The organism is Acinetobacter uliginosus, from assembly GCF_044130295.1.
GTDB lineage: Bacteria > Pseudomonadota > Gammaproteobacteria > Pseudomonadales > Moraxellaceae > Acinetobacter.
The window spans coordinates 14,670-35,264 of sequence record NZ_JBIQOC010000042.1; the positions used below are offsets into that span (position 1 = coordinate 14,670).

Genomic DNA, 20,595 nt, shown 5'->3' on the forward strand with positions numbered 1-20,595 from the left:
TATTATCTTGGATATGAAGATATTAAATATCTGATTTAGCCCGCTTTAATGCAGTTTGCCATTTGTTTAGATGAAATTGGCGCTGGTCTTGATTCATATTGGGTTCAAAAGCCCACTCCAGTTGCCATGATGCAGAAATATCTGACATGCTGGAAAATACGCCAGCTTTTAATCCGGCCATGGCTGCTGCACCCCAAGCGGTAGATTCCAGCATTTTAGGACGCAATACCGGCACATTTAACATATCTGCCTGAAACTGCATCAGCATGTCATTGCTACTTGCACCGCCATCGACGCGCAGTTCTTTTAAGGGATGGGTAATATCGGATTGCATGGCCATCAGGACATCGGAGACCTGAAAGGCTATCGATTCCAAAGCTGCACGGGCAATATGGGCTTTATTGGTCCCACGGGACATGCCGCAGAGCAGGGCTCGGGCATCACTGTCCCAATGCGGAGCACCGAGTCCGGTAAAAGCCGGCACCAAAACTACGCCGTCGGTATCTTTTACCTGACAAGCCAGCTGTTCGACTTCACGACTGTTTTGAATAATTCCTAAACCATCACGTAACCATTGCACAATGGCACCCGCCATAAATACACTGCCTTCCAGTGCATAAGTGGTTTTTTCATGACATTGCCAAGCTAAGGTGCTCAAGAGCTTGTTGTGGCTAAATTGCACCTGATGCCCCGTATTGAACAGCATGAAGCAACCCGTGCCATAGGTATTTTTTGCACTACCCACTTCAAAGCAGGACTGGCCAAACAGGGCCGATTGCTGATCGCCCAGAATCCCCATAATTGGGATATTTGCGCCCAATAAACCTGTAGCCGTGTCTGCCATATAGCTATCCGAAGCAATAATTTGCGGCAGAACTGAACGCGGGATATTAAACAGCTGTAGCAATTCTTCATCCCAGGCCTGAGTTTGCAGATTCATCAGCATAGTACGGGAGGCATTGCTGGCTTCAATGACATGTTCTGCACCTTGGGTTAAATTCCACATCAGCCAGCTATCGACTGTTCCAAAAGCCACATGTCCCTGTTGTGCCAGATCACGCAGACCTTCGATATTTTCCAGCAACCAGACCAGTTTTCCGGCACTGAAATAAGGGTCAATCAATAAACCGGTTTTCTGCTGGATTTTATTCTGTAAATTTTTTTGCAGGAGCTGATTACACCATTCAGTTGCACGGCGGTCTTGCCAGACAATTGCAGGGGCAAGCGGTTTGCCCGTGCGCTTATCCCAAACCACGGTGGTTTCACGCTGATTGGTCAGTCCAATGGCTTTGATATCTTTTGCCAGAATACGGGCCGAGGCGAGGGCCTGCTGCACAACTGCAATTTGTGTGGTCCAGATTTCCTGTGCATCCTGTTCTACCCAGCCTGAATGTGGGGTAGAGATATGTATTTCACGCTGAGCTGTTGCTTGAACTTTTCCCTGTTCATTAAAGATGATCGCACGGCTAGAGGTGGTTCCCTGATCGAGTGCAAGTAAATAGCTCATAATTTTTTCTTTTATAGGACTTGAAAAATAAAATATTAACGCAATTATTAAATTAATCGCATCTGTTTGTGTAAATGTTTAAAAAACGCACTGCGGGTTTGAACATTTATGTTATGATTGCGGTCTACTTTGGGGGTGTTTCTGGCTTCGACGCTGGTGATGAAACTCATAGATGCATGTCGAGAGCGCATTTTCTCTCGTAAATCAAATTTGCATTTTAATAGTCGCAAACGACGAATCATACGCTCTAGCTGCCTAAGGGCAGCTTGTCCGCCTCTCCGAATACTTGTGGTTAGAGAGTCCGACTGAAGCGCACGCACACAAGTCCGTATAAAGCCAAGCCTCGGGGCTTTGTACTAAACTTAGAGGATCGCGATTTGTACCCTGTTCGTCGGGTCACAAAGAGTTAAAACAATAGACGATATCTAAGCATGTAGTATTCTCGAGCGTAGTGCTGGCGGACGCGGGTTCAACTCCCGCCACCTCCACCAAATACCCAACAAAACATGGCAAAATATGCCAAGTTTTAAAAGATAAAGGCTTGATTCTAAAGGGATTGAGCCTTTTTTCTTGCCTAAACATAACCAAATATAACTAGCTACAGTGTACATACGCCGTGTACACTGTCTTGTACATTGCAAGATTTATTGAATCCGTTGGTGTACAAGCCATGAAAAGAACAGAAATTAAACGTAGACCGCTATCAGATACCGTACTGGCTAACTTAGAACCTGAATCTAAAGAGTATCGGGAGCTGGACGGTGACGGCTTATATTTTGTAAGTTTTCGGCTTTTTTTGCACTGTTTTTGACTTCATTCTGCACTAAATAATTTACAGTTATTCTGCACTAAAGCAAAATCTAACGTTCTATCCATTATTATAAATAAATATACCCATTCGGTTAATGTACAAAACTACTGAACCGATCTAATACATCCTTATATAGTTGCTCATTCAATTCCCTTGCCTGGAATGAACCAAAGAACAATGCCACTACATTACCGCGGCCAATAGTTTGGTGAGGTTTTGTATCATCTAACAAATATAAATGGCCAATTTCAAGCTGAACTGACTTATCCTGGCAGACTACCTGATCTGTTCCAGCTGTTATGCATAAAGGCATAAAGAAGATCATGCCAGTACTATCCTTATGTTCTGCAATAGGTGATTTCCAACCATAAAGCTGCACGCCATTATAAGGATGAGAAGTCCCTACAATATTCAATGGTTGGCCTAAAATCGGTTTATTCAGCACATCATGAATCTGATCGATTGATTGCATAACACGCTTGGAGATAGAAGCCAATAAAATATAACCTTCTAGGTGCTGAATCATAAACTTCCTCACACTGCACTGGATACACGGGCAAAGCCGTTAGAACCGTTTGTACCTGCAATATAGTTAGCCGGTGTAACGATATTACCAGCCTCATCTGTAGTTAGCAGCGACTGTTCACCCTTACCAGCTTGACCAATATATAAACGTGCATACTGAGTATTGGCGGTATTGTTGGTATAAATGATTGAAATTCGAGAACCTTCACCAGCACCACCACCAAAGCCTTGAGTTGCAATAAGATAACCATCCGCACCATTACCGCCAGCACCACGACCGTTAGAATCGGTTGCAGCGCCAGTATGATTAGCACTTGTTGCATTACCACCCTGACCATTGGTTCGGGTGGCAGACGTATACTCACCAGAAATGGACCATTGACCACCATCACCTGCAACACCGTTAATATATTGTCCATTACCACCGTCTACACCGCCTGCACCAGCTTTACCACCGCCAGCAGTAAAGATAATGTTAGTGCCATCAATAGATAAATATGTGGCTTCACCATCGATGCCTTTTAATACAGGTGGGTTAGAGTTCGCCACCAGATCTTCATAACGGGATGAGCCACCACCACCGCCTGCACCAATCAATAAGAAGGATTTAGATTCACCCGCTAGAATTGGGAAGACTACAGGCGTTCCTGTATATACATAATCACCATTACCTGCAGATGATGTCAGACCTTCCGTTTGCACAACTGACCAGTTGATATTGCCTGAATAGCCGATTCGGTTTGTGCCGGAACGGTTCCAGACATTCACGTCAATTTTGGCATCTTGACGTGAGATGCTCCATGCTTCATGTCCACCTTCTGGCGTGATTTGGACTGCATAGCGCGTATCCAGAAAGCTAATATTGCTACCGGCTGGTTTTTTAATTTCCCAAGTTTGACCTGGTTTAATGACACCAGCCAGAATGACTTTCGGATACAGAGAAGCGAGGCCATTGGATAAGTTAGAAATCTGTTGCTGTAATGATTCAATTGCATCATAGAGCTGGGTTTGCAGAGCATCATCTGAGGTTTCCTGTTGCTGTTTCAGCTGCTGCAGGCGATCCTCAACAGCAGCACTGAGTGCCAATAAACCTTCTTCAGTTGCAAGGAGGTCATAAAGTTGGGCATTATTATTTGGATCAAGGACTTTGCCATTACGCTCAAGCAAGTTAGCAAGTTCTTCTTGAATCACATTCAGCCAATCAGGAGTTAAATAAGTAGCATCTTGTCCAGGTAAATCTCCATTGTCATGGAAGCCTTTTTTACCTGTTCCATTTACATCTGGACGAGCGTTTACGCTATCAATTCGTTTCATGATAGTTCCTTAAGTTCTTAATGTTTTATTGAGTTCAAATTGGGAGAGCAGATCTGACAGTTTCACAAACTGTTTAGATGATTCTGTATTAAAGATACTGTTTACTACAGCCTCAAGATAAGCTTCTGCAAGTAGTGAAATAGCTTGATTGGATGATGAAGCGTTTGAAATTACTTGAGCAGCTACAACTACAAGTGGAAGTGTTCGCTCTTTGTTTTCTTCATTTTTTACAGCAGTTAAAGCTATTGAAGAAAGATAAGGAGAATCTTTTTCAACAGATGTAAAACATTGAGCAGCAGAGCCATATTCATTCACTTCAACAGCAACGTAATAACGACCATTAGCAGCAGCATAAGCTTTACAGGCTTGCGAAGCAGAATCATACTTAGTTGGATTATCTGGATAAGTCCATAACATTCCTTCTCCAGGTAATGTATATCTAATCTGATTATTAGCAGGATCAAGAACCCAATCAGTAACTCCCGTCAATTCATTAGCTGCATCAATTACAGCTTGCCATTGCTGCATATCAGCATCATGCAGCGACTGTACAATAGCGGCAGTTAAGTCCAAGTTTGCATGACTATCATAATAATCACGCTGATTGGTTTTATAAGCTGTGTAATGAGCAATACCATTTGTATTTACAGTTACACCAGAATTAAGAATCCAGTCCCCCCAAGGCATATCAACCATCCATTCAATGCGTAAATAACCTGGTAAATAGTTTTCGACAAGACAGCTCATATCCGCATTCATCGGATACTGAAGCCTTAAAAAGACCTTATAGCGTAGCTGTTCTGTATTTACTGGTGAGTTGCACGATGCTGTACATAACAAAGGCTTAAATTTCACGAGATCTATTAAAACAACGCCAAAAATAGCTAAAAGCTGCTCTAAATAAGCCCGATTTAATACATTTCGACTGGTACGCACCCAGTTTAAAATCTGTAAACGTTCTTCAAATGTCCGACTGGTATTCAGCGTACATTTCAGCGGCAAGCCATATTCTGCTTCATATTCATTAATCAGTTCAGATGGAATTCCTTCCAAAACACTTAATAGGCGTTTTGCATCTAAATCAGCTTGAGCAAACAGCTTTGCATGAGCATAGACATCTTTTGCCAAGGTTGTATTCGGTGAATTGTCATAACCACCAATAGGCAATAATTGACGCAGTACTGAAGCGTAAAGCTTGGTCGTTTGTTCTAAGGTCATGATGCTGCGCTCACTGTCACAGTGCCTGCACGCAACCAGTATGTGTGCATCCAGTTCACAATGGGTTGAACGTTAGAGTTAGGTGTCAAAACAACATCTTCAACATTCGCTAAAGCCATGATACGTGAAATAAGGACATTAGCCTGATACTCTTCAACTGGTGCAAGTTCAGCAATGTAATTGCGGATCGTGGTTTCAACATCGGTGTAATTCACCCCCGTGCCTTTTACAGTGGCTGTAATATCAATTAATTGCTGTGTCGGTGAATACGCTCGACAATCTGCCCAAAATCCAGCTTCTTCATCCAAAACGACTTGGGCTGAATCAAGCAAGGCTTGAGCTGGTAAGGTTGGCGGATTACCCACTGCAGTAATTGCGACATCCATTGAACCTAGTCCACGACGCTTTTTATAAATATAAATTTTGCCGATGCCAGGAACACTTTTCATAGCCAGTTCAAGGTCAGATTCACGGTCACGCGCCTGGCCAAGCTGTTTGCTTGCAAGCATACGAGCACGCCATGCCTCAAGCTCTTCTTGATCTGAACCACCAGCAATAGAAACTACTTCAGCAGTACCATTTAGGCCTGCAATCGGACTGACCCACATCAATGAAGTGCCAGTAAAGTTCCAAGACGCACCAATCTGATCAGCAGTTACACTGATTTCAGTTGTGATATTCGGCTGAACGACTGTTGTAGAAATGACGCTCCAAAAATGGCCTTTGCCATCTGTGAGTTTTGTCCCGGCTTCAATGGTAATTTCAACGTTAGATTTTGCTTTAACCGTACCTGACGCACGTGTACCGCCCAGACGTGGAACATTGAGTTCTTCAGCATGAATATATAGGTAAGGCTCATCTGCAGTTTGTACAAAAAGCTGACGTTGAATGTAAGTCTGGTGATGATATAGGCCTTCCACAACAGCAGCTGTACCATCAGCACGGATTGAAGCATCTGAATCAGATGTAATGCTTAGTCCGGTCTTGTTGCGGATCTCTTGAACAATAACTTGATGTAGCTTTGAAAAAGTAGGAATGAAATACATGCTTAACCTCCCACTGGTACGAAATAAGAAATTTTTTGGCTTTCACCAGTTAAGCGTGTTATATCAATAACTAAATCAACTCGGCTTCTTTCTGACTGAGATGCACTCACAACGATAGAGTCAAAGCGATCGGGAACTAAATCTTCAAGTGCTTCTTCTGCATATTGTTTAGCCAATACAACATTTCGGCTGAGGTCCTTAGATTGCTTTAAGGTATATAAACGGCTGCCTAAATATGGATTCGCCCAATACTTACCACGGTGAATGCCAAGACGTTGGCAGACACACTGCACATCATCATTGCTGAACGCAGCATCAAGACTGAGCAGCACATAATCTTTCGTTTCTAAATTGATATTCGCCATGTGATCACCTACATTTGCTGGCTTGGCTGAGGTGTATTGCCATTGGTATGGCCGTTATAAATTTCACGCATGTCCTGCATAGAACTTTTCTTATCAATGACATCTTCAGTGGCTTGAACTTTGCCATTGACGAATAAATCACCCTCAATATGCGTACCGTCTTCTTTCAACCAAACGGAATGTCCAAACTGGTCATAAACGCAGGTTTCACCTTCCTTAACATCAACAACAATTGCACCGCCTGAAGTGGCAATAACGATTGATTTGGAGGTTTTTCCCTGCAGAGGAATCACGACTACACGTGCATCTTTAGGCACAAATGAGCTAAACCCGACCTGCTGAAACAGCTCTACCTCATCCAATACTTCATCTGCAAAACCAGTAAACTGCAGCATTTTTGATCCACCACGTGCCACAATGCCCAGGAAACTCTGTCTAATTTGTCCCAGGCCTTTTTGTATTTGACGCTGAACAGCTTCAATCATTTCTTTTCTTCCTTATCTGGCTTGGCCGTTTTGGTCTTCTTGGATTTTTTCGATGTGGACTTTTGAGGGTCTTTATAAAGCAGCGGTTGTGCCCAATCGCCTTGACGGTGCAATTTAAGAGAAGTCTTTTTGCCATTGCTTCTGGACAGGGTAAGCGTTCGTCCAACTACAGCCCATTTTGCTGTAGCACGACTTAAACGGTTGGTCTCAAAATTGACATACCAACCTGTTGACCAGACTTTGCCATTAAGCGTCCAGTCTGGCACTGTTGCAAGCATGGAATAGGCTTGAAGATTATTGTCTTTTATAATTTTTTCTAACGCTGCATCAGCTTCAGTCTTAGTTTCGACATCACTTAAAGAAACGATTTTTAAACGCTTATGGTTAAGCTGTGTCTCAGCAGATCCACTTGCTAAAATATGTTGGCCTTTCGCATCCTGGCTTAAAATTTTAATGTCAGTAAATACATTAGAAACATCTTCGGTATAACGTGCATCAAGTACATTATTTGCATCGCTGTATCTGATTAATTGCAGACTGGTTTGAGCCTGATACGCATTTTTGAAAGGATCACCGATAACCAGAGTTCCATCCGGTTCAAGCCAAACATGCTGACCCGTCACTTGAGCAGCTTTTACAATGGAATCCCAAAGCGATTCGCCAGGCTCAACAGAGATTTTATTTTTTAGCCAGGCATTGTTTTGAATTTTAAAATTATTGAATAAAGGTCCCATGTCACCAGAAAGAACAAATTTATTAATGAGTTCTTCAAGATTCATTTGACGACCATTAAAGATAGGCACTGAACAATCAATCAGCTGACCTACCAGATCACGACCAGAAATTTTAAGCGCATAGCCAGAACGATCACAGCCTTCATCTATAGCATCAGCAGTACTGGTCAGAAGGAGTTCATTACCATAATAAGCTTGGACCTTGGCACCCGCTTTTACTGAGGCCGGTAGTTCTAAGTCATCATCACTGAATAGGCTAAAACTCCATTGTTCTGCCGGAGTATCTATGGCTGAATCAATAGATGCATCATCCCAGGTATTGATTTCAAAACCGCCAATGATCAAACGAATCACCTTATCCTGATTATCGAGCATAGACAGTAATCTCCATGCCAGGCTGTAACACAGCAGGGTTGACCAAATCAGGATTTAAGCGACGAATTTCATGGGCACGCTCCATATCTTCATATAAAAAATGTGCTAACCAATGTAGCGTACAAGGCACTTGAATACGTGCAGTTGTAATTGGGGGGTGAACTTCAATCAGTTCTTGAATCTGTAAATGAATCTGGTCGGCAATTTCTTTATAAACTTGAATCTGGCTAACAGCATCAATACCTAAAGAGACCTGTTCTCTTTCAATATTAATAACCTGTTGCAAGGTTTGACGGTTTTGTTGACGAATGACTGCAAGTTCAACTGGGGTAAAACTCGTTTCTTGATTTTGTGCCATTTCATTGCGAACAGTTGCAACGACGCTTTGTGAAATTGCAACGACAGATGCAACTTGTGTAGCACGCCATAATTGCTTTAATTCAACAGGTTGATTTTGAGCATCATCAGTATCAAATAGCTTATCAAATCGCTGAATACGCTTAATCACATCGCGCCATTTTGAAACGGCTGAAATGCTCATATCAAAAGTGACAAGACCAGTAATGTCATCAATTAAGCCAGTCGCCCAAGTTTCTGGAGACAAGATATTTTCTATAGCATTTTTGGCAATACCCATAACATTACGAACTGTTTGTAAGCCGGTTCGAATTTTATTAATGACATTAAAAAAGGCATTCTTATCATTCAGTTTTAACTTTTCTAACGATTTCTTAAGTGCAGCTGCAGGGTTAGCAATAATGTAAGTCGGCTGAATAAAACTTTGGGTTTTTAATGGAATAAAGCGTTTAGTTTTTTGACTTTTTGCAATAACAAAATCAATTGAAAATGAACAAGCATCATAATTATCAACATCGTGATTAACATTATGATTTGTGACTTGAGCATAGCAAATACCAAAAATTGGATGGATGAGTTCACCAGGACCATTTTCTTGTAGAGCTGCTAAAAGTGCATTTAGCCAGGTTAAATAGTCTTCACCCGCATAGATTGCCTGGATAGAGATCCGACGAGGCTCGTTACCCATATCTTCCACTGATGCAGCGTTAGAATAGGGGGCTTGATGTGTAGCAATAGTTTTAGACCAAGAATCGCTAACCGTCGTACATTCGAACTGTACTCCGCGAAAACTTGCATCATGTAAATCTGTAGCCCAACCCATAAAAAACCCCACTTATTGTGAGGTTATTTTTATCGATTCATCAGTATTTTAAGTGTGGAAACACTTCCTTATTTCCTCATCAAATAAGCGGGTGGTGCACCATGCCGTTTCTCTTCATTTGCTGAATTTGAAGACATGGATTGCATGAGTGGACTGCCTGGGAAATTAATGACAGGTTTATTCTGGCTGGTAACATTGATCAATGTTTTGATGCTGCCAATTAACTCTTTGCTGTACTGGTTATTTGTTTGTTGCTCAGCAATCATTTGATCATACTTTGCTTGTGCATCTAATGCAGCTTTAGCATTATCGTTGCCAAAAAGAGCAAGTGTTTTAGTGATGTTTTCTCCCATCCAGTCATCGAATTTTTGGCCCGTTTCAGTGGTCATATATGCACCACGAATACCTGTTCCTATGCCATAACCAACACCACCAGCAATAGCAACCTGTCCAGCAGTACTCATAGCACCTGCTGTAAGTAAACCACCACCAGCTCTTGCAGCCGATGCAGCACCGCCAATGACTTTACCTGCACCACCTTTACCACCACCTAAAACAGTACCTACAGCTCCTGCTGCTGCCACGGCAGCCAATGCAACAGAAGCCTTATATGCATTAGCAGCCAACTCCTCATGCTTTTGTGCCCAATCTGTAATATTTTCTTTTACCTTCCCAAGCGTTTCAGATACTGAATCATAAGCTTTCGATTGAGCAAATAAGCCTTCTTGATCTGCAGCTTGATCTTTAGCCCATTCAGTCTGTTTAATCATGCTTAGGTCGGAATCAACAGTACCTGCAGCATTACCAATTTCTTTTTCCAGGGCAACTGTCTTATCCTTATTATAGACAGCCGCCATTGCCGCCAATAAAGCCTGACGATCTGCCAAAAATTGTCCTAACTCGCTGCCCATGGCAATGTTGCTCATATCTTCAAGTTTGGCTTTGCGTTCTTCATCAGTTTTTGCTGCATTCGCTTCTTTTTGCAGTTTGGTATATTGAGCATTACCCTGTAATTGACGTTCAAGCAACTTTACGAAAGCTTCAACACCGTATACACCCTGTTCACGCTGCTGGGTGGAATAAGTGGCCCAATCAAATTCCTGACTAACGACTTGTCCTTTTTTATTCTTGACAGCTTTTGTCGGTAGACCATCTGTATTGCTAACCTTATCAGCCAAGGTGTCAGCCAATTCACGGCTGGATAATTTTTGAAGCAGGTTTACCACGTTATTACCAGCTTCAGAACTATCAGCAGCAGTGCTTTTTGCAGTCTGGTTTAAAGCCAACAGTTTTACTAGACCTTCATCACCTGAATACCCAAATGATTTTGCCATTGCCATTTGTCCAGGTAAAAATTTAGCCAAGTCTTTATATTCAAAACTTCCGACTTGACCTGCACGCATGGATCTATCCTGAGCAAGATCAAGATTTTTAACACCAAAATTTTGCATGGCAATGGTCATCTTTGCCGCATCAACAGTATCAGCACCTGCAGCAAAAGCCGTTTTTGAAGAAGACAAAAGGGCAGAGGAAACATTGGATTCATCATACTTGCCGGATGCAATCAGCTCATTTAATGCAGCAGCAACATCTTCTCTTTTCCCACCGCCATTGCGTACAGCATTTTTTACAAACCCCTCAAAAGTTGAGGTTTTAGCAAGACGTTGTTCTGCTGTTAATCCCTGGCCACCAGTAGCGGTTGCAGTGATATACGTCATTTGCTGTGCATAATCACGTGGTTTTTGTAACGCACTGGAAACAACAGCACCACCAGCTACAGCAGCACCGCCGAGCGCAACACCTTTTTGCCAGAATGAAACGGTTTGCTGGGCTTCTTGCTTGGTTTGCCGACTCGACTGCGCAACCTGTTTCATCCAGTTCGCCATTTGCTGAGCACTAGATTGCTGTTGTTTCAACTGTTGGCTTTGCAACTTAGTCTGAATTGATTGCTGGCGAAGCACCCCTTCAAGCATCCGGTTGGTGCGTAATAAATTTTCACCTGCGCGTGCCGTATTGACAGTGGCTTGAGTTCCAGCTTTCGCTGTTTGTACAAACTTGGCATTAGCGGAACCGATCTGTGTCCATTGCTGATTAATTTTAGTTGTCGCTTGAATTTGCTGATCGGAAATTTTTTTCATTTCCTGACCCGCATTGCCTTTAATCTGCAGCGTTAACGAGACCGTAGTATTTTTTCCGCTCATAGTTTATGCCTTTGGTTTTGAATGCTTGCGAACAGTTGAAACATAGGTGGTATTGCCAGATGATTTAGGCACGTTAGATTGTTGTGGAACAGCGTTAGATTCACGAGGTTTATTCTGATGAGTATTGTCTAGCCGCTCATCACTAAGTAGTGCCATGGCCAAATGTAGAGGCATATTTTTGGCCTCTACATAAGGTATGCCTATAACGAAAAGGGCACGAATTAACCGTGCCCTAAGTTTTAGCTCTCGGCTTGTTCCTTTGCTTCAAGCTCTTCTTTTTTTCTATTCAAATAGTCCAGGTTGGACTTAGACGAATGCCCAAGCATGTCATAAGTAATCTCATGCTCTTGGCCGTCCTTATCGACCATTTTAGTCATGGCAACCAGATCACCAATGCCAATATATTGCCCTGGCAATAGCTTCGCTTGAGCATCATAGTATTCAATTGCCGTAAGCTGTTTCATGACAATTTGCTTACTTTCAATTGTAGTTTGACCCACCAACTTTTTTAATGCGACAGGCAAGGTGCCTTCAATTTTGAGCTGATCCATTACATGCTCTCCTTAAGCATATCGAGAGCAAACATAGACAGGTTACGACGGGTTTCACCTTCAACACTGTAAGACTCGCTGACTTCACTTGTAGAACAGTCGATGTAAGTTTCACGGAATCCACCAGTAGGGGACTCAATAGAGATACGGGCATCTACGATATTGTCCCAATCCACGGTGTCTTTGCCATCAGGAATGATCACTGCAGCATTTAAAGTGTATGATTTAACGCCGCTAGTACGATACTTATTACGACGTTCACGGTTCATTGTGGGTACTGGACGACGGCCTGTTTGTTTTTGTGTTTCACATGAGGCGCAGTCATATTCTTTGCCATCCACAATCAGGACGATTGATCCAACAGCTTCTTCAGCCATTTTTAAAGCCTCTTATTAAAGATGACTTACTTTTACAGATATTTAAATATTTTTAATGAGGAAGTAATTCCATAAAATTAGGTATATTCAATACTCATATTTGATAATGATGGGGTGTAACGTGATAATGAATAGAAATTTACAACAAGAGATTCTAATTCAAGCTGCTGAAGCTTACCCACTAGCAATGAGTGATGAAAGTTTAGAAGAATTGCGACGAAACTTTGGTGATGAAAAATTAGTAAGAGAATTAAAATATTTAGAAGAAAGTAAACTTCTTCATCATGAATCTATCATTATCGGTATTGATAACAATATAAGTTTTGGAATCATAAAAATTACAAATAAAGGGCTAGATTTCATTCAAAGTGATGGGGGTATTTCCGCAATTTTGAATGTAGTAACAGTAAGATTTGAATCAGATACATTAACGGCTTTGATAGCTACAAGAATTAATGAATCTGATTTACCAGAAGATGATAGAAATAAACTTGTTGAAGCAGTAAAAGAACTTCCATCTGATGGAATAAAGCATTTAATGACTAAAGTGCTAGATAAGGGTGTTGAAAATATTCCTAATTTAGTCCGTATTATTTCAGATACTTTAAATAATATTCCATCTTAAAAAAAGCCACCGCAAAGGTGGCTTTTTACAATTTACTGCTTAGTAAACATTCAACGTTGTAGCAACAACATGCATACCCCGCACCCAGTCGGCAGGAATAGAAGCATTAACGCGGTAGCGATCCGTTAAATCTTCTTCCACTGTCAATTGGTCAGCTGTTTCCTGAACATTCTGTAGAATTTCAGCATGATCCAGCTTTAATGCTTCGGCCAGGAAGATTGAACGCAAGTTACGACGCTGGGCTGCTGTATTTTTACGACGACGCTCTTTAGAAGCAGCTGTACGCATGACTTTACGCACGTAATCAATTGTTAAAGCACCATTAATGTCCAGCATTAAATCATCAGCTAAACCGGTATCTGGATTTTTCCGATAGGTTGACACTGCACGAACAATTTCAGGTTTACCATCAGCACCAGTGGCAATCACACAAACACCTGCTTTAAAGGCGCGTTCCTGACGTTCAAAAGTGAGTTTGTAACGGTCTTCAACTGGCTCAACCCCACCCAAATTTACCCCATTGAATGGTACAGCCGGATCGTTAGAGTCAGCCAATGCAGCAGCCATTGCTCCAGCAATTTCAGCCTCTTGACCTGTGGCACCATGATAACAGGCAACAACAATTCGATAGCTTGTTTCAATTGGAGCCTGGGCAGCAAATGCGGTTGCTGCATCAATATCTGTAAAAGGAATAACCAAAATAGCCGGACGTTGTTCAATTGCATCACTGACAAAGTGTAAATGGTCAGTCCATGCCATGGTCTGATCACCTACAGTCGGTGCGCTATTTAAGGCAATAATGGTATGACCCAAAGGTGAAATGATGTCTAAGGTTTCATCTACATCAATAAATGGCACTTGAGGATCTGTATTATCCACTGCCAAAGTAATTGCATAGGCATCAACCAAACGATTCGTTTTAACAGCAGCTTTAATCATCTTGCCGACTTTACTGTTGGCAACAATCTTATCTGCTGCATCAGCTTCATCATAAATCGCAACAGGCTGAGTCATTATTTTTGCATCGTCGGTTACAAATAAAACTTTATGTTCATTTGATGGAAGACCGGCACGCTGCGTATTGATATTTACGTCAGTATAAATACCTGGTGTTTTAATACCTGCTTGAACTGGCGGCATATTTATTATTCCTTCAGATTGACTAAATCACTTTCATCAACATGCGTATCATTAGGCTGAAAGTAATAATCAAAATTAACTTTATGGATTTCAGATTCAGTTGCCGCTTCTTCACGGTCCCGACCTGAAGCAGTAATGGTGTATTGCGTCGTGAATTCTTGAGACAACACACTGATTGATTGGCTACGAGTTTTTGTATTGAAAATGGTTTTAGTTTTGCCGAGTTCTAAAGGATTCAGTCCTTTTACACCTTCAGATGACAAATTATTCCCGATCAAAAGGTTTTGAACCTGATGAAGCATGGCAAAGGTGCCAATGTCTGAACCTGCACCATGACGTCGAGCTTCTTCATTTCTAACGGATTGAGCACCCACCAGAACCACAAAAGTAATCGGATATTCAGTCTTGTTATGACTGCTTTTTTTAGGTGTTCCAGAGCCTACGAAAGCCACCCAGATAGCAGGGAAGTGATTCACGATAGTGGAGATATCGTCATCAAATTCACCGCCATAGGTTTTAATTTCTCGAATCCAATCCCATGCTCTGCTCTGAACCTGTTTTGCCAGCACATCTTTAATGGCTTGCTCAATGGTGCCTAAATCCAGATTCACCATCCACGACCTCCGAAGTCATGCCGTCCAATGTTCATCACCACGCTATTATTTGAAGTTTTTACTGGAGTGCTTTCACCAACAGGTGAACCACCTAAAGCAAGCGTTCCTTTTGAAATTTCTTTCAAGGATTTAACCGCATTTTCATAACGGGTTTTAATGGGATCATTATCTGACATTACCCCGGTGCAGGCATGGTAGCGTGCCATGTGGCACGCTAAGGACTTAAGAAATGGCGGCACAGTTTGCAACGGCAGGGAATAACGAGCAGCAATATAACCTTCGATTTCACTGTTTGCTTCATCCATCGCAGCATTCAGTTTGTCCATGTTAATTACGTCTTGATAAGGCTTTTCATTGTCCGTAAGGCCAATGAGTTCACGCTCACCAAATTTTTCCGTCATTGCTTCAAGCGTTGCAAACATGGCCGTACTCCTTATGCTTCAGTACCATCAGAGCCGTAGGCCAGCTGCCAGTGACCATACCCAGCTTCACCACGGGCTTCTGCACCAAATTTGAATTCACCTTCCATGAAGACTGCATCAGATTCAGCGGTGGTTTGCTGAACAAAATTAGGCTTTTTACGTGGTTGATAAATGAATGGCTTAAGCGGTTTAGAGGTATCTAACAAGAACCATGCATTTGGGTCTGTTAAACGGCCAGATACTTTTACTTTTGCTGTACCTTTGTAAGGGTTTGGCTTGCCATCTTCGAGTTGCGTCACCGTCATTAATGCATTGGCGATGTCTTCTAGTGCGGGTGGCACCAGTAAGATGTTTGGACGTACATTGAGTGGGCGGCCTTCTTCATCCTTTAAAGACTGCATTTGAGTACGTGCAGCACCATATGAAGCTTGAGCTTTGGCAAAAGTTTCAATTGAAAGTTTTTTAGTGCCTTTGTTGGATGCAGCTGACTTTCCGTTGGGATGGTTGGTTGCAAAGAATGCTTTACCGTCATAGCATTTTTTCGTAAAACCGCCATTAACTGCACCATAGACTAATTCGTCTGGCCACTGCTTTGCTGCATAACCTGCACCTTCAGCTTGAGCTTTATAAATGCCAAGTTGATCATCTTCAAGGTCATCACGACTTACAGCAATGGTAGTTTCGTATGGCTTATTCACAATTACATAATTATATTCAGACAGCTTCTTGACTTGCTTTTTACCAACCCATTCTTTCATGCCTGGGAAATTAGCTAACCAGGTATAGTCATTCGCTTTGGTTGTACTTGGAACTTCTGTAGCAATTTCAGGCCATTCTGCTTCACCAGCAGAGAAAGCGTTTGTGAATGCCGAGTTAAGGCTGACAAATAAGCCTGCAATTGTTGCACCATTAATTTTCATGCTACCCATACCCCTTCAGTAGTTACTTCTAAAACCACACCACATTCTGATTTTGTGTTTGTGGCTGATGTTTTGCAGACCGTTGAAGCATCATGGATATAACACTTCTTACCAATTAAGGTTTGATCTACCGCATCTGCACTTGAGTTATCCAATAAAAATGCAGCATGTGTACGCACTAAAACAGATACATCACCATCTGCACCACCAGTGTTATCAATGGTTTGGTCTGCAATTCCTAAATAAGTTAGACCCGTTGCAGTTTTACCTTCTTCAGCAAAACCGGTTGATCCTGCCACGACGATGAAACCAGCATGAACAATGGCATTGGCTTTCAACTTGACAGAAATAAGACCCAAATCACGACGTGGGGTTTGGCGGTCTGATCCGCTTAAAATACTGCTCATGCATTTGCTCCTGGTAATTCAACACCCATTAAATTAGGTTTGTTGGTAAGTGCAACACTATGCAGTCCGATAACTGCACCGGTTTTGTTGTAAAAGAGCACTGGAGAGATGTATTTGTATTCATCCGAAGCGATAAAGTTTTTCGCTTTATCGGTCCATTCAAATTGAGTACTACATATTCCGACTCCTTCCACATAGACAAAACCATTGGGTTTTAACCATCCAGCAGCAGGAGCAGGCTCACCAGTTTCAATTGCTTTTAAAGTGGCATGCTCATAATCAATGACCATGTCAATGTGTCGTTGATTCAGTACAGCGACAATTTCACGACCACGCTCCGGAGTTAAAATCCATGCCGGTGCATCAAAGGGACGACCATCAATGCCACTGAATTCACCCTCGGGTATAGGCACGCGCCCACATGGCACAGGCCTGGATAAACTCAACCGTCATATCCTTGTTATAGCCCAGGTAATAACAGTTCTGACCACCAGCACTACGATCACTGGCACATTCTAAAGCTGCATCGGCAGCTTCAGCCCAGGTCAAACCAATCCGTCGAGATTTCTCAGCCACTTTGAGCGGATTTTTATTGGCAATCCATTCCTGTTGATAAGGCAGTAGTACTGCCGGTACTGAACTATCAAAATCAGGCTGTAATAAATCTAACGGTTTGTTTTCGGTCATTTTTGCACAATACCTAAAATTTGGGCACGAATAGAAGCTGCTGTTTCAGCAGACAAGCCACCTTTTTTAACGATACTTTCAACCGCTTGAGCTGCTTTCTCGGCACGGTCACGGACGTCCAGCATCCATTTTTTCTGGTTCACAGAGGCTTTGGTAATTTCTGCAATACCTTTACCGCATTTGGCAATCAGTGCTAGACGGTCAGCCGGATCAGCATCAGGATCATTGGATTCTTGCAGTGCAATCAGCGCATTGAACAGCTCGGTCTGAATCAGTGATAGCACTGCCTGTGAACGTACATCGCCATCATCAGGTGCGGCATCTGCAATCAAAATCGCTGCTTGAGTACTGGCTTGCACGGCAGCAAGCTTCTGTTCAAGCTTTTGTCCATAACGGTGTACGCTAGACTTACTAATGCTGTAGCCACGTTCCATCAAGATTTCAGCAATCTCGACATAGCCACAAAAGCCTTTATCTTTGAACCAGGTATCCAGCCAAAACTTATCATCAGGATTGAGCTGATCAATTGCAGATTGCTTCGCCATTTATGCACCTCCCCAGTACTTCGCTGGGCGTGCAATCCCGGCAGGGCAATTCACGGTATATTCCACTACATCAATCCCGTTAGAATTAAGGACAGAGTGCCAATGTCCATCCGGTTGCCGTTCAATATCAACCAGTTCTTTATTTTCTAAATATGCCAACTGGGCATGTAATTCATTGGCTGTGGCATCTGGATAAATAGCTTGCACGACTGTTAGAACAAGTACATCCATAACCTACAAAGGCCTGAAGAACGTGACGGCCGCTATTCAACATGGAAATCAACTGGTCAATAAACCAGGACACGGTAGTTCGCCAGCCAGACCAGATCTGTTTAATTTCATCTTGAGTTTCTAAGTATTCTTTAACTATGAATTCAAGCACAGCTTCCTTCTTGGCAACCCCTTTAAGAACACCCTCATTCTCAACCGCCTGCATATATTTAGCTGTTGTTTGCAACATGTCATAGACTGCTAAAGCCGTCAGTTTTGAATTGCTATAAGTTTTTTGGGTGGCAATAATCCCAGCCTCAATCGTCTCGCTGATGTGCCCGTAATTTTTCAGAACATAGTCGGCAAGGCTGATGATGGCGCTTTTTGAAAAAATGACTTTTGACATGTTGGATTCTCTTTTTAAATCGTTGTATTGGGCTGCTGATCCAGTCATATGCATCCATCAGGGTATAGACCAGAACAGCGGAAAAATTCTTTCGCACAAATATTTTTAAGGTCATAGCTTGGTTGCTGTACTTTGATTGATATAGCGTCCGACCATGCCGCAGAAAGCAATCCAGGCAATCACATAGAAACGGATATGTTCTGGGAGTACTGCAAGCAGTTCTGGTGGAAGCGGGGTAACAGCAAAGAACATCACCAAGCCAAAACACCAGTTACTGAGCCATTTCCAGCTGTCACGCCAGTTGTGGACAATGAAGCTTTTATCCACAAAACCTAATGCAGCTAAACTTTGTTGTTCCTTCTTGAAGGTTTCAAAGTTATTTTTTGAAACTTCAAGCTGACGTTCCAATTCCAGGATTTTCTGATTTTTTTCTGTATTGCGTTTGGTTGCGTCATGCAATAAACGGTTTTTTTCGCTCAGTGTGAATGCCTGTTGATCCAGCTGACTTTCTAAACTTGAAATAGATAAACGCAGCTTTTGAATCTTTTCTGACTCATCTGCATTCACCAGGGCTTGCAGGTCTTTTTGGCCCTCTTCATAACCTTTGCGGTAATCAGTCTTGCCAAGAATTTCCAACTTAAATTTAATGCCTTCTTCAATACGCTGTTGGATCAAGGAATGCGGAATCTTTGATTTTTTATGAGTCATTTGTAGCTTCCCCAAGGTAGTTGAAAATGTGGACCATCTTTAAATGTTTTCCAGTCGCCACCCCATTCAATAGGAACGTTCAGTTCTTTTGCGGCTTGTTTAACGGCATCGGCAATTTTGTAATACAGAGGCCAACACTTTCATAACTGTTTGCTCTAAGCGGTCTGTATTGCCAACATATTTACCGCGTAGGGCCAGTGACAGACTTGGCCTGGCATATCCCAACTCTTCAGCAACTTTTTGAATGCTTCCGAGCTGTTCTATGCGCTGTTCAACCAGTACGATCCATTCCGGTTTAGCTGAAGTTCGAGACATAAGCGATTACTCCAATGAGCACCACAATGATGAACATTAAAATGCCAATCACATTGCGGCTGCGGTATTTGGTGTTATAAAGATCGCGTTCAAAGTTTTCAGCTAAAGCCTTGAACTCATTGCGTTCTGTGAATAAACGAATTCGGTCTTGCTTAACAAAAGCATGTAACTCTGGATCAATATGGGCTTGGTTATTCATCATTAATTTCCTCTTGGTTGAGCAACAGCGTCCCATGCTTCAGTTCTTCTTCGAGTTCTGGGCGTTCTGTGTACATCAAGGTATTTGTGTTTGGGTCAAAAACTTGTTTTGCACGTTGGATCTGTGGGGGAATAGGCCCCGTATTCATATGTGGCAGAAGAAGATATTTGGCTTTACGTACTGCATGGTGAGCTGCGCGTGCAACTTTCAAATACCCTGCATGGAACAAAAAACGTAAATAACTATCTGCTGTTTCTACTGAAACTGCTTGTTCGTCTGTACTCGACAAAGCTGCAAGTTCATGTGCATTGACGGGCTGCTTGGTAATACGCAAGGTATTCCACATCGCCTTATTCACAGTTGCCTTTTTACCCAGTAAATTTCCCTTTCGATCAACTGAAGGGGCGTTATAACCATAATCTTCAACCAACTGGAAAAAGATCAGATCAATTTTTTTACTCATATTTGGCAGCTTTTCACGTCTTACTTCAGCAATGATTCCTGCATTTTTTAAACCCGTGATAAAGTCACGAGCACTGTCATATTTCATTTGACCTAATTCAGCGACCTGCTGAATCGTGAATTCATTACGATGCTTACGAATGGCAGCCCAAACCCGTTGACGCGGTGATTGGTAAGGTTGTCCTGCATCCATAAGATTTTTCCCCTGTGTCAAAATTGACGAATTTGTACCAACTTGCATTTACA

26 protein-coding genes, 1 other RNA gene and 4 pseudogenes are annotated in these 20,595 nt (G+C 42.2%); 3 read left to right on the forward strand and 28 right to left on the reverse strand.

Annotation, left to right across the window (positions count from 1 at the left end; translation table 11 throughout):
• Positions 1-22: 22 nt before the first annotated feature.
• Positions 23-1,507: a glycerol kinase GlpK gene (glpK, locus tag ACE01T_RS08960; protein ID WP_180081258.1), complete on the reverse strand. Its 1,485-nt coding sequence runs from the start codon at positions 1,505-1,507 to the stop codon at positions 23-25.
• Between the two features lie 131 nt (positions 1,508-1,638).
• On the opposite strand from glpK, the gene ssrA reads away from it, so the two are divergent.
• Both ssrA and ACE01T_RS08970 read left to right on the forward strand, forming a co-directional pair.
• Positions 1,639-1,998: a transfer-messenger RNA gene (gene ssrA / locus ACE01T_RS08965) on the forward strand.
• Positions 1,999-2,177: 179 nt separating this feature from the next.
• Positions 2,178-2,285 (forward strand): annotated as a pseudogene (locus ACE01T_RS08970) (Arm DNA-binding domain-containing protein); the annotation flags it as partial.
• A 124-nt stretch (positions 2,286-2,409) separates the two neighbouring features.
• Here the strand turns inward: ACE01T_RS08970 and ACE01T_RS08975 are convergent.
• From ACE01T_RS08975 to ACE01T_RS09030, 12 genes and pseudogenes are all read right to left on the reverse strand, one after another.
• Positions 2,410-2,844: a hypothetical protein gene (locus tag ACE01T_RS08975; RefSeq protein ID WP_395519127.1), complete on the reverse strand. Its 435-nt coding sequence runs from the start codon at positions 2,842-2,844 to the stop codon at positions 2,410-2,412.
• Between the two features lie 8 nt (positions 2,845-2,852).
• Positions 2,853-4,157: a hypothetical protein gene (locus tag ACE01T_RS08980; RefSeq protein ID WP_395519128.1), complete on the reverse strand. Its 1,305-nt coding sequence runs from the start codon at positions 4,155-4,157 to the stop codon at positions 2,853-2,855.
• 699 nt (positions 4,158-4,856) lie between these two features.
• A pseudogene (locus ACE01T_RS08985) lies at positions 4,857-5,375 on the reverse strand (hypothetical protein); the annotation flags it as partial.
• Positions 5,372-6,421 (reverse strand): baseplate J/gp47 family protein, encoded by a 1,050-nt coding sequence (locus ACE01T_RS08990; RefSeq protein WP_395519129.1) that lies wholly within the window; start codon positions 6,419-6,421, stop codon positions 5,372-5,374. The pseudogene ACE01T_RS08985 and the gene ACE01T_RS08990, both read right to left, overlap by 4 nt.
• A gap of 2 nt (positions 6,422-6,423) precedes the next feature.
• Positions 6,424-6,786, reverse strand: a complete 363-nt coding sequence (locus ACE01T_RS08995) for a phage GP46 family protein (RefSeq protein ID WP_395519130.1) — start codon at positions 6,784-6,786, stop codon at positions 6,424-6,426.
• An 8-nt stretch (positions 6,787-6,794) separates the two neighbouring features.
• Positions 6,795-7,271 carry a phage baseplate assembly protein domain-containing protein gene (locus ACE01T_RS09000; protein ID WP_395519131.1) on the reverse strand — a complete coding sequence of 159 codons (477 nt, stop codon included), beginning with the start codon at positions 7,269-7,271 and terminating at the stop codon, positions 6,795-6,797.
• On the reverse strand, positions 7,268-8,380 hold the full coding sequence (locus ACE01T_RS09005) for a phage baseplate assembly protein (RefSeq protein WP_395519132.1): 1,113 nt from the start codon (positions 8,378-8,380) through the stop codon (positions 7,268-7,270). Before ACE01T_RS09005 ends, ACE01T_RS09000 begins: the two co-directional genes overlap by 4 nt.
• Positions 8,370-9,560 (reverse strand): DNA circularization N-terminal domain-containing protein, encoded by a 1,191-nt coding sequence (locus ACE01T_RS09010; RefSeq protein ID WP_395519133.1) that lies wholly within the window; start codon positions 9,558-9,560, stop codon positions 8,370-8,372. Before ACE01T_RS09010 ends, ACE01T_RS09005 begins: the two co-directional genes overlap by 11 nt.
• 68 nt (positions 9,561-9,628) lie before the next feature.
• Positions 9,629-11,761 (reverse strand): phage tail tape measure protein, encoded by a 2,133-nt coding sequence (locus tag ACE01T_RS09015; RefSeq protein ID WP_395519134.1) that lies wholly within the window; start codon positions 11,759-11,761, stop codon positions 9,629-9,631.
• A 3-nt stretch (positions 11,762-11,764) separates the two neighbouring features.
• On the reverse strand, positions 11,765-11,935 hold the full coding sequence (locus tag ACE01T_RS09020) for a hypothetical protein (RefSeq protein WP_016167220.1): 171 nt from the start codon (positions 11,933-11,935) through the stop codon (positions 11,765-11,767).
• A 65-nt stretch (positions 11,936-12,000) separates the two neighbouring features.
• Complete coding sequence (locus ACE01T_RS09025) at positions 12,001-12,312, reverse strand: hypothetical protein (protein WP_016167219.1); 312 nt, start codon at positions 12,310-12,312, stop codon at positions 12,001-12,003.
• Complete coding sequence (locus tag ACE01T_RS09030; RefSeq protein WP_174560817.1) at positions 12,312-12,689, reverse strand: hypothetical protein; 378 nt, start codon at positions 12,687-12,689, stop codon at positions 12,312-12,314. Before ACE01T_RS09030 ends, ACE01T_RS09025 begins: the two co-directional genes overlap by 1 nt.
• 127 nt (positions 12,690-12,816) lie before the next feature.
• Here ACE01T_RS09030 and ACE01T_RS09035 point away from each other — a divergent pair, with 127 nt between their 5' ends.
• Positions 12,817-13,314, forward strand: a complete 498-nt coding sequence (locus ACE01T_RS09035) for a hypothetical protein (protein WP_395519135.1) — start codon at positions 12,817-12,819, stop codon at positions 13,312-13,314.
• A 39-nt stretch (positions 13,315-13,353) separates the two neighbouring features.
• Here the strand turns inward: ACE01T_RS09035 and ACE01T_RS09040 are convergent, their stop codons facing one another.
• The 15 genes and pseudogenes from ACE01T_RS09040 to ACE01T_RS09110 all read right to left on the reverse strand — a co-directional run bounded on the left by ACE01T_RS09040 (position 13,354) and on the right by ACE01T_RS09110 (position 20,542).
• Complete coding sequence (locus ACE01T_RS09040) at positions 13,354-14,163, reverse strand: phage tail sheath C-terminal domain-containing protein (protein WP_395519157.1); 810 nt, start codon at positions 14,161-14,163, stop codon at positions 13,354-13,356.
• A gap of 296 nt (positions 14,164-14,459) precedes the next feature.
• Positions 14,460-15,068, reverse strand: a complete 609-nt coding sequence (locus tag ACE01T_RS09045) for a phage protein Gp37 (protein WP_395519136.1) — start codon at positions 15,066-15,068, stop codon at positions 14,460-14,462.
• Positions 15,062-15,490, reverse strand: a complete 429-nt coding sequence (locus ACE01T_RS09050) for a gp436 family protein (RefSeq protein WP_395519137.1) — start codon at positions 15,488-15,490, stop codon at positions 15,062-15,064. Before ACE01T_RS09050 ends, ACE01T_RS09045 begins: the two co-directional genes overlap by 7 nt.
• A gap of 11 nt (positions 15,491-15,501) precedes the next feature.
• The gene (locus ACE01T_RS09055) at positions 15,502-16,410 is read right to left on the reverse strand and encodes a Mu-like prophage major head subunit gpT family protein (RefSeq protein ID WP_180175053.1); all 909 of its coding nucleotides are present in this window, start codon (positions 16,408-16,410) and stop codon (positions 15,502-15,504) included.
• On the reverse strand, positions 16,407-16,817 hold the full coding sequence (locus ACE01T_RS09060; protein ID WP_395519138.1) for a hypothetical protein: 411 nt from the start codon (positions 16,815-16,817) through the stop codon (positions 16,407-16,409). Before ACE01T_RS09060 ends, ACE01T_RS09055 begins: the two co-directional genes overlap by 4 nt.
• A 29-nt stretch (positions 16,818-16,846) precedes the next feature.
• Positions 16,847-17,230 (reverse strand): annotated as a pseudogene (locus ACE01T_RS09065) (phage protease); the annotation flags it as partial.
• Positions 17,223-17,504 (reverse strand): annotated as a pseudogene (locus ACE01T_RS09070) (hypothetical protein); the annotation flags it as partial. The pseudogenes ACE01T_RS09065 and ACE01T_RS09070, both read right to left, overlap by 8 nt.
• Positions 17,501-18,049: a DUF3486 family protein gene (locus ACE01T_RS09075; protein WP_016167206.1), complete on the reverse strand. Its 549-nt coding sequence runs from the start codon at positions 18,047-18,049 to the stop codon at positions 17,501-17,503. The gene ACE01T_RS09075 and the pseudogene ACE01T_RS09070, both read right to left, overlap by 4 nt.
• On the reverse strand, positions 18,050-18,256 hold the full coding sequence (locus tag ACE01T_RS09080; RefSeq protein WP_395519139.1) for a hypothetical protein: 207 nt from the start codon (positions 18,254-18,256) through the stop codon (positions 18,050-18,052).
• Positions 18,222-18,713, reverse strand: a complete 492-nt coding sequence (locus ACE01T_RS09085) for a hypothetical protein (protein ID WP_395519140.1) — start codon at positions 18,711-18,713, stop codon at positions 18,222-18,224. The genes ACE01T_RS09080 and ACE01T_RS09085 overlap by 35 nt, the downstream gene beginning before the upstream one ends.
• Before the next feature lie 63 nt (positions 18,714-18,776).
• Positions 18,777-19,373 carry a DUF7940 domain-containing protein gene (locus ACE01T_RS09090; RefSeq protein WP_395519141.1) on the reverse strand — a complete coding sequence of 199 codons (597 nt, stop codon included), beginning with the start codon at positions 19,371-19,373 and terminating at the stop codon, positions 18,777-18,779.
• A complete protein-coding gene (locus tag ACE01T_RS09095) occupies positions 19,370-19,501 on the reverse strand; it encodes a M15 family metallopeptidase (protein ID WP_218954223.1) in 132 nt (43 codons plus the stop codon). The genes ACE01T_RS09090 and ACE01T_RS09095 overlap by 4 nt, the downstream gene beginning before the upstream one ends.
• Entirely contained in the window at positions 19,473-19,688 is a 216-nt protein-coding gene (locus ACE01T_RS09100; protein WP_395519142.1) for a hypothetical protein, read from the reverse strand. Before ACE01T_RS09100 ends, ACE01T_RS09095 begins: the two co-directional genes overlap by 29 nt.
• Complete coding sequence (locus ACE01T_RS09105) at positions 19,669-19,887, reverse strand: hypothetical protein (protein WP_174560793.1); 219 nt, start codon at positions 19,885-19,887, stop codon at positions 19,669-19,671. The genes ACE01T_RS09100 and ACE01T_RS09105 overlap by 20 nt, the downstream gene beginning before the upstream one ends.
• Positions 19,880-20,542 (reverse strand): hypothetical protein, encoded by a 663-nt coding sequence (locus ACE01T_RS09110; protein WP_180174618.1) that lies wholly within the window; start codon positions 20,540-20,542, stop codon positions 19,880-19,882. The genes ACE01T_RS09105 and ACE01T_RS09110 overlap by 8 nt, the downstream gene beginning before the upstream one ends.
• Between the last annotated feature and the right edge of the window lie 53 nt (positions 20,543-20,595).

Excerpts from the sequence above, each read along its gene's own strand:
- glpK (WP_180081258.1), bottom strand. The coding sequence starts at position 1,507 with ATGAGCTATTTACTTGCACTCGATCAGGGAACCACCTCTAGCCGTGCG.
- ACE01T_RS08975 (WP_395519127.1), bottom strand. The coding sequence starts at position 2,844 with ATGATTCAGCACCTAGAAGGTTATATTTTATTGGCTTCTATCTCCAAG.
- ACE01T_RS08980 (WP_395519128.1), bottom strand. The coding sequence starts at position 4,157 with ATGAAACGAATTGATAGCGTAAACGCTCGTCCAGATGTAAATGGAACA.
- ACE01T_RS08990 (WP_395519129.1), bottom strand. The coding sequence starts at position 6,421 with ATGTATTTCATTCCTACTTTTTCAAAGCTACATCAAGTTATTGTTCAA.
- ACE01T_RS08995 (WP_395519130.1), bottom strand. The coding sequence starts at position 6,786 with ATGGCGAATATCAATTTAGAAACGAAAGATTATGTGCTGCTCAGTCTT.
- ACE01T_RS09000 (WP_395519131.1), bottom strand. The coding sequence starts at position 7,271 with ATGATTGAAGCTGTTCAGCGTCAAATACAAAAAGGCCTGGGACAAATT.
- ACE01T_RS09005 (WP_395519132.1), bottom strand. The coding sequence starts at position 8,380 with ATGCTCGATAATCAGGATAAGGTGATTCGTTTGATCATTGGCGGTTTT.
- ACE01T_RS09010 (WP_395519133.1), bottom strand. The coding sequence starts at position 9,560 with ATGGGTTGGGCTACAGATTTACATGATGCAAGTTTTCGCGGAGTACAG.
- ACE01T_RS09015 (WP_395519134.1), bottom strand. The coding sequence starts at position 11,761 with ATGAGCGGAAAAAATACTACGGTCTCGTTAACGCTGCAGATTAAAGGC.
- ACE01T_RS09020 (WP_016167220.1), bottom strand. The coding sequence starts at position 11,935 with ATGCCTCTACATTTGGCCATGGCACTACTTAGTGATGAGCGGCTAGAC.
- ACE01T_RS09025 (WP_016167219.1), bottom strand. The coding sequence starts at position 12,312 with ATGGATCAGCTCAAAATTGAAGGCACCTTGCCTGTCGCATTAAAAAAG.
- ACE01T_RS09030 (WP_174560817.1), bottom strand. The coding sequence starts at position 12,689 with ATGGCTGAAGAAGCTGTTGGATCAATCGTCCTGATTGTGGATGGCAAA.
- ACE01T_RS09035 (WP_395519135.1), top strand. The coding sequence starts at position 12,817 with ATGAATAGAAATTTACAACAAGAGATTCTAATTCAAGCTGCTGAAGCT.
- ACE01T_RS09045 (WP_395519136.1), bottom strand. The coding sequence starts at position 15,068 with ATGGTGAATCTGGATTTAGGCACCATTGAGCAAGCCATTAAAGATGTG.
- ACE01T_RS09050 (WP_395519137.1), bottom strand. The coding sequence starts at position 15,490 with ATGTTTGCAACGCTTGAAGCAATGACGGAAAAATTTGGTGAGCGTGAA.
- ACE01T_RS09055 (WP_180175053.1), bottom strand. The coding sequence starts at position 16,410 with ATGAAAATTAATGGTGCAACAATTGCAGGCTTATTTGTCAGCCTTAAC.
- ACE01T_RS09060 (WP_395519138.1), bottom strand. The coding sequence starts at position 16,817 with ATGAGCAGTATTTTAAGCGGATCAGACCGCCAAACCCCACGTCGTGAT.
- ACE01T_RS09075 (WP_016167206.1), bottom strand. The coding sequence starts at position 18,049 with ATGGCGAAGCAATCTGCAATTGATCAGCTCAATCCTGATGATAAGTTT.
- ACE01T_RS09085 (WP_395519140.1), bottom strand. The coding sequence starts at position 18,713 with ATGACTGGATCAGCAGCCCAATACAACGATTTAAAAAGAGAATCCAAC.
- ACE01T_RS09090 (WP_395519141.1), bottom strand. The coding sequence starts at position 19,373 with ATGACTCATAAAAAATCAAAGATTCCGCATTCCTTGATCCAACAGCGT.
- ACE01T_RS09100 (WP_395519142.1), bottom strand. The coding sequence starts at position 19,688 with ATGTCTCGAACTTCAGCTAAACCGGAATGGATCGTACTGGTTGAACAG.
- ACE01T_RS09105 (WP_174560793.1), bottom strand. The coding sequence starts at position 19,887 with ATGAATAACCAAGCCCATATTGATCCAGAGTTACATGCTTTTGTTAAG.
- ACE01T_RS09110 (WP_180174618.1), bottom strand. The coding sequence starts at position 20,542 with ATGGATGCAGGACAACCTTACCAATCACCGCGTCAACGGGTTTGGGCT.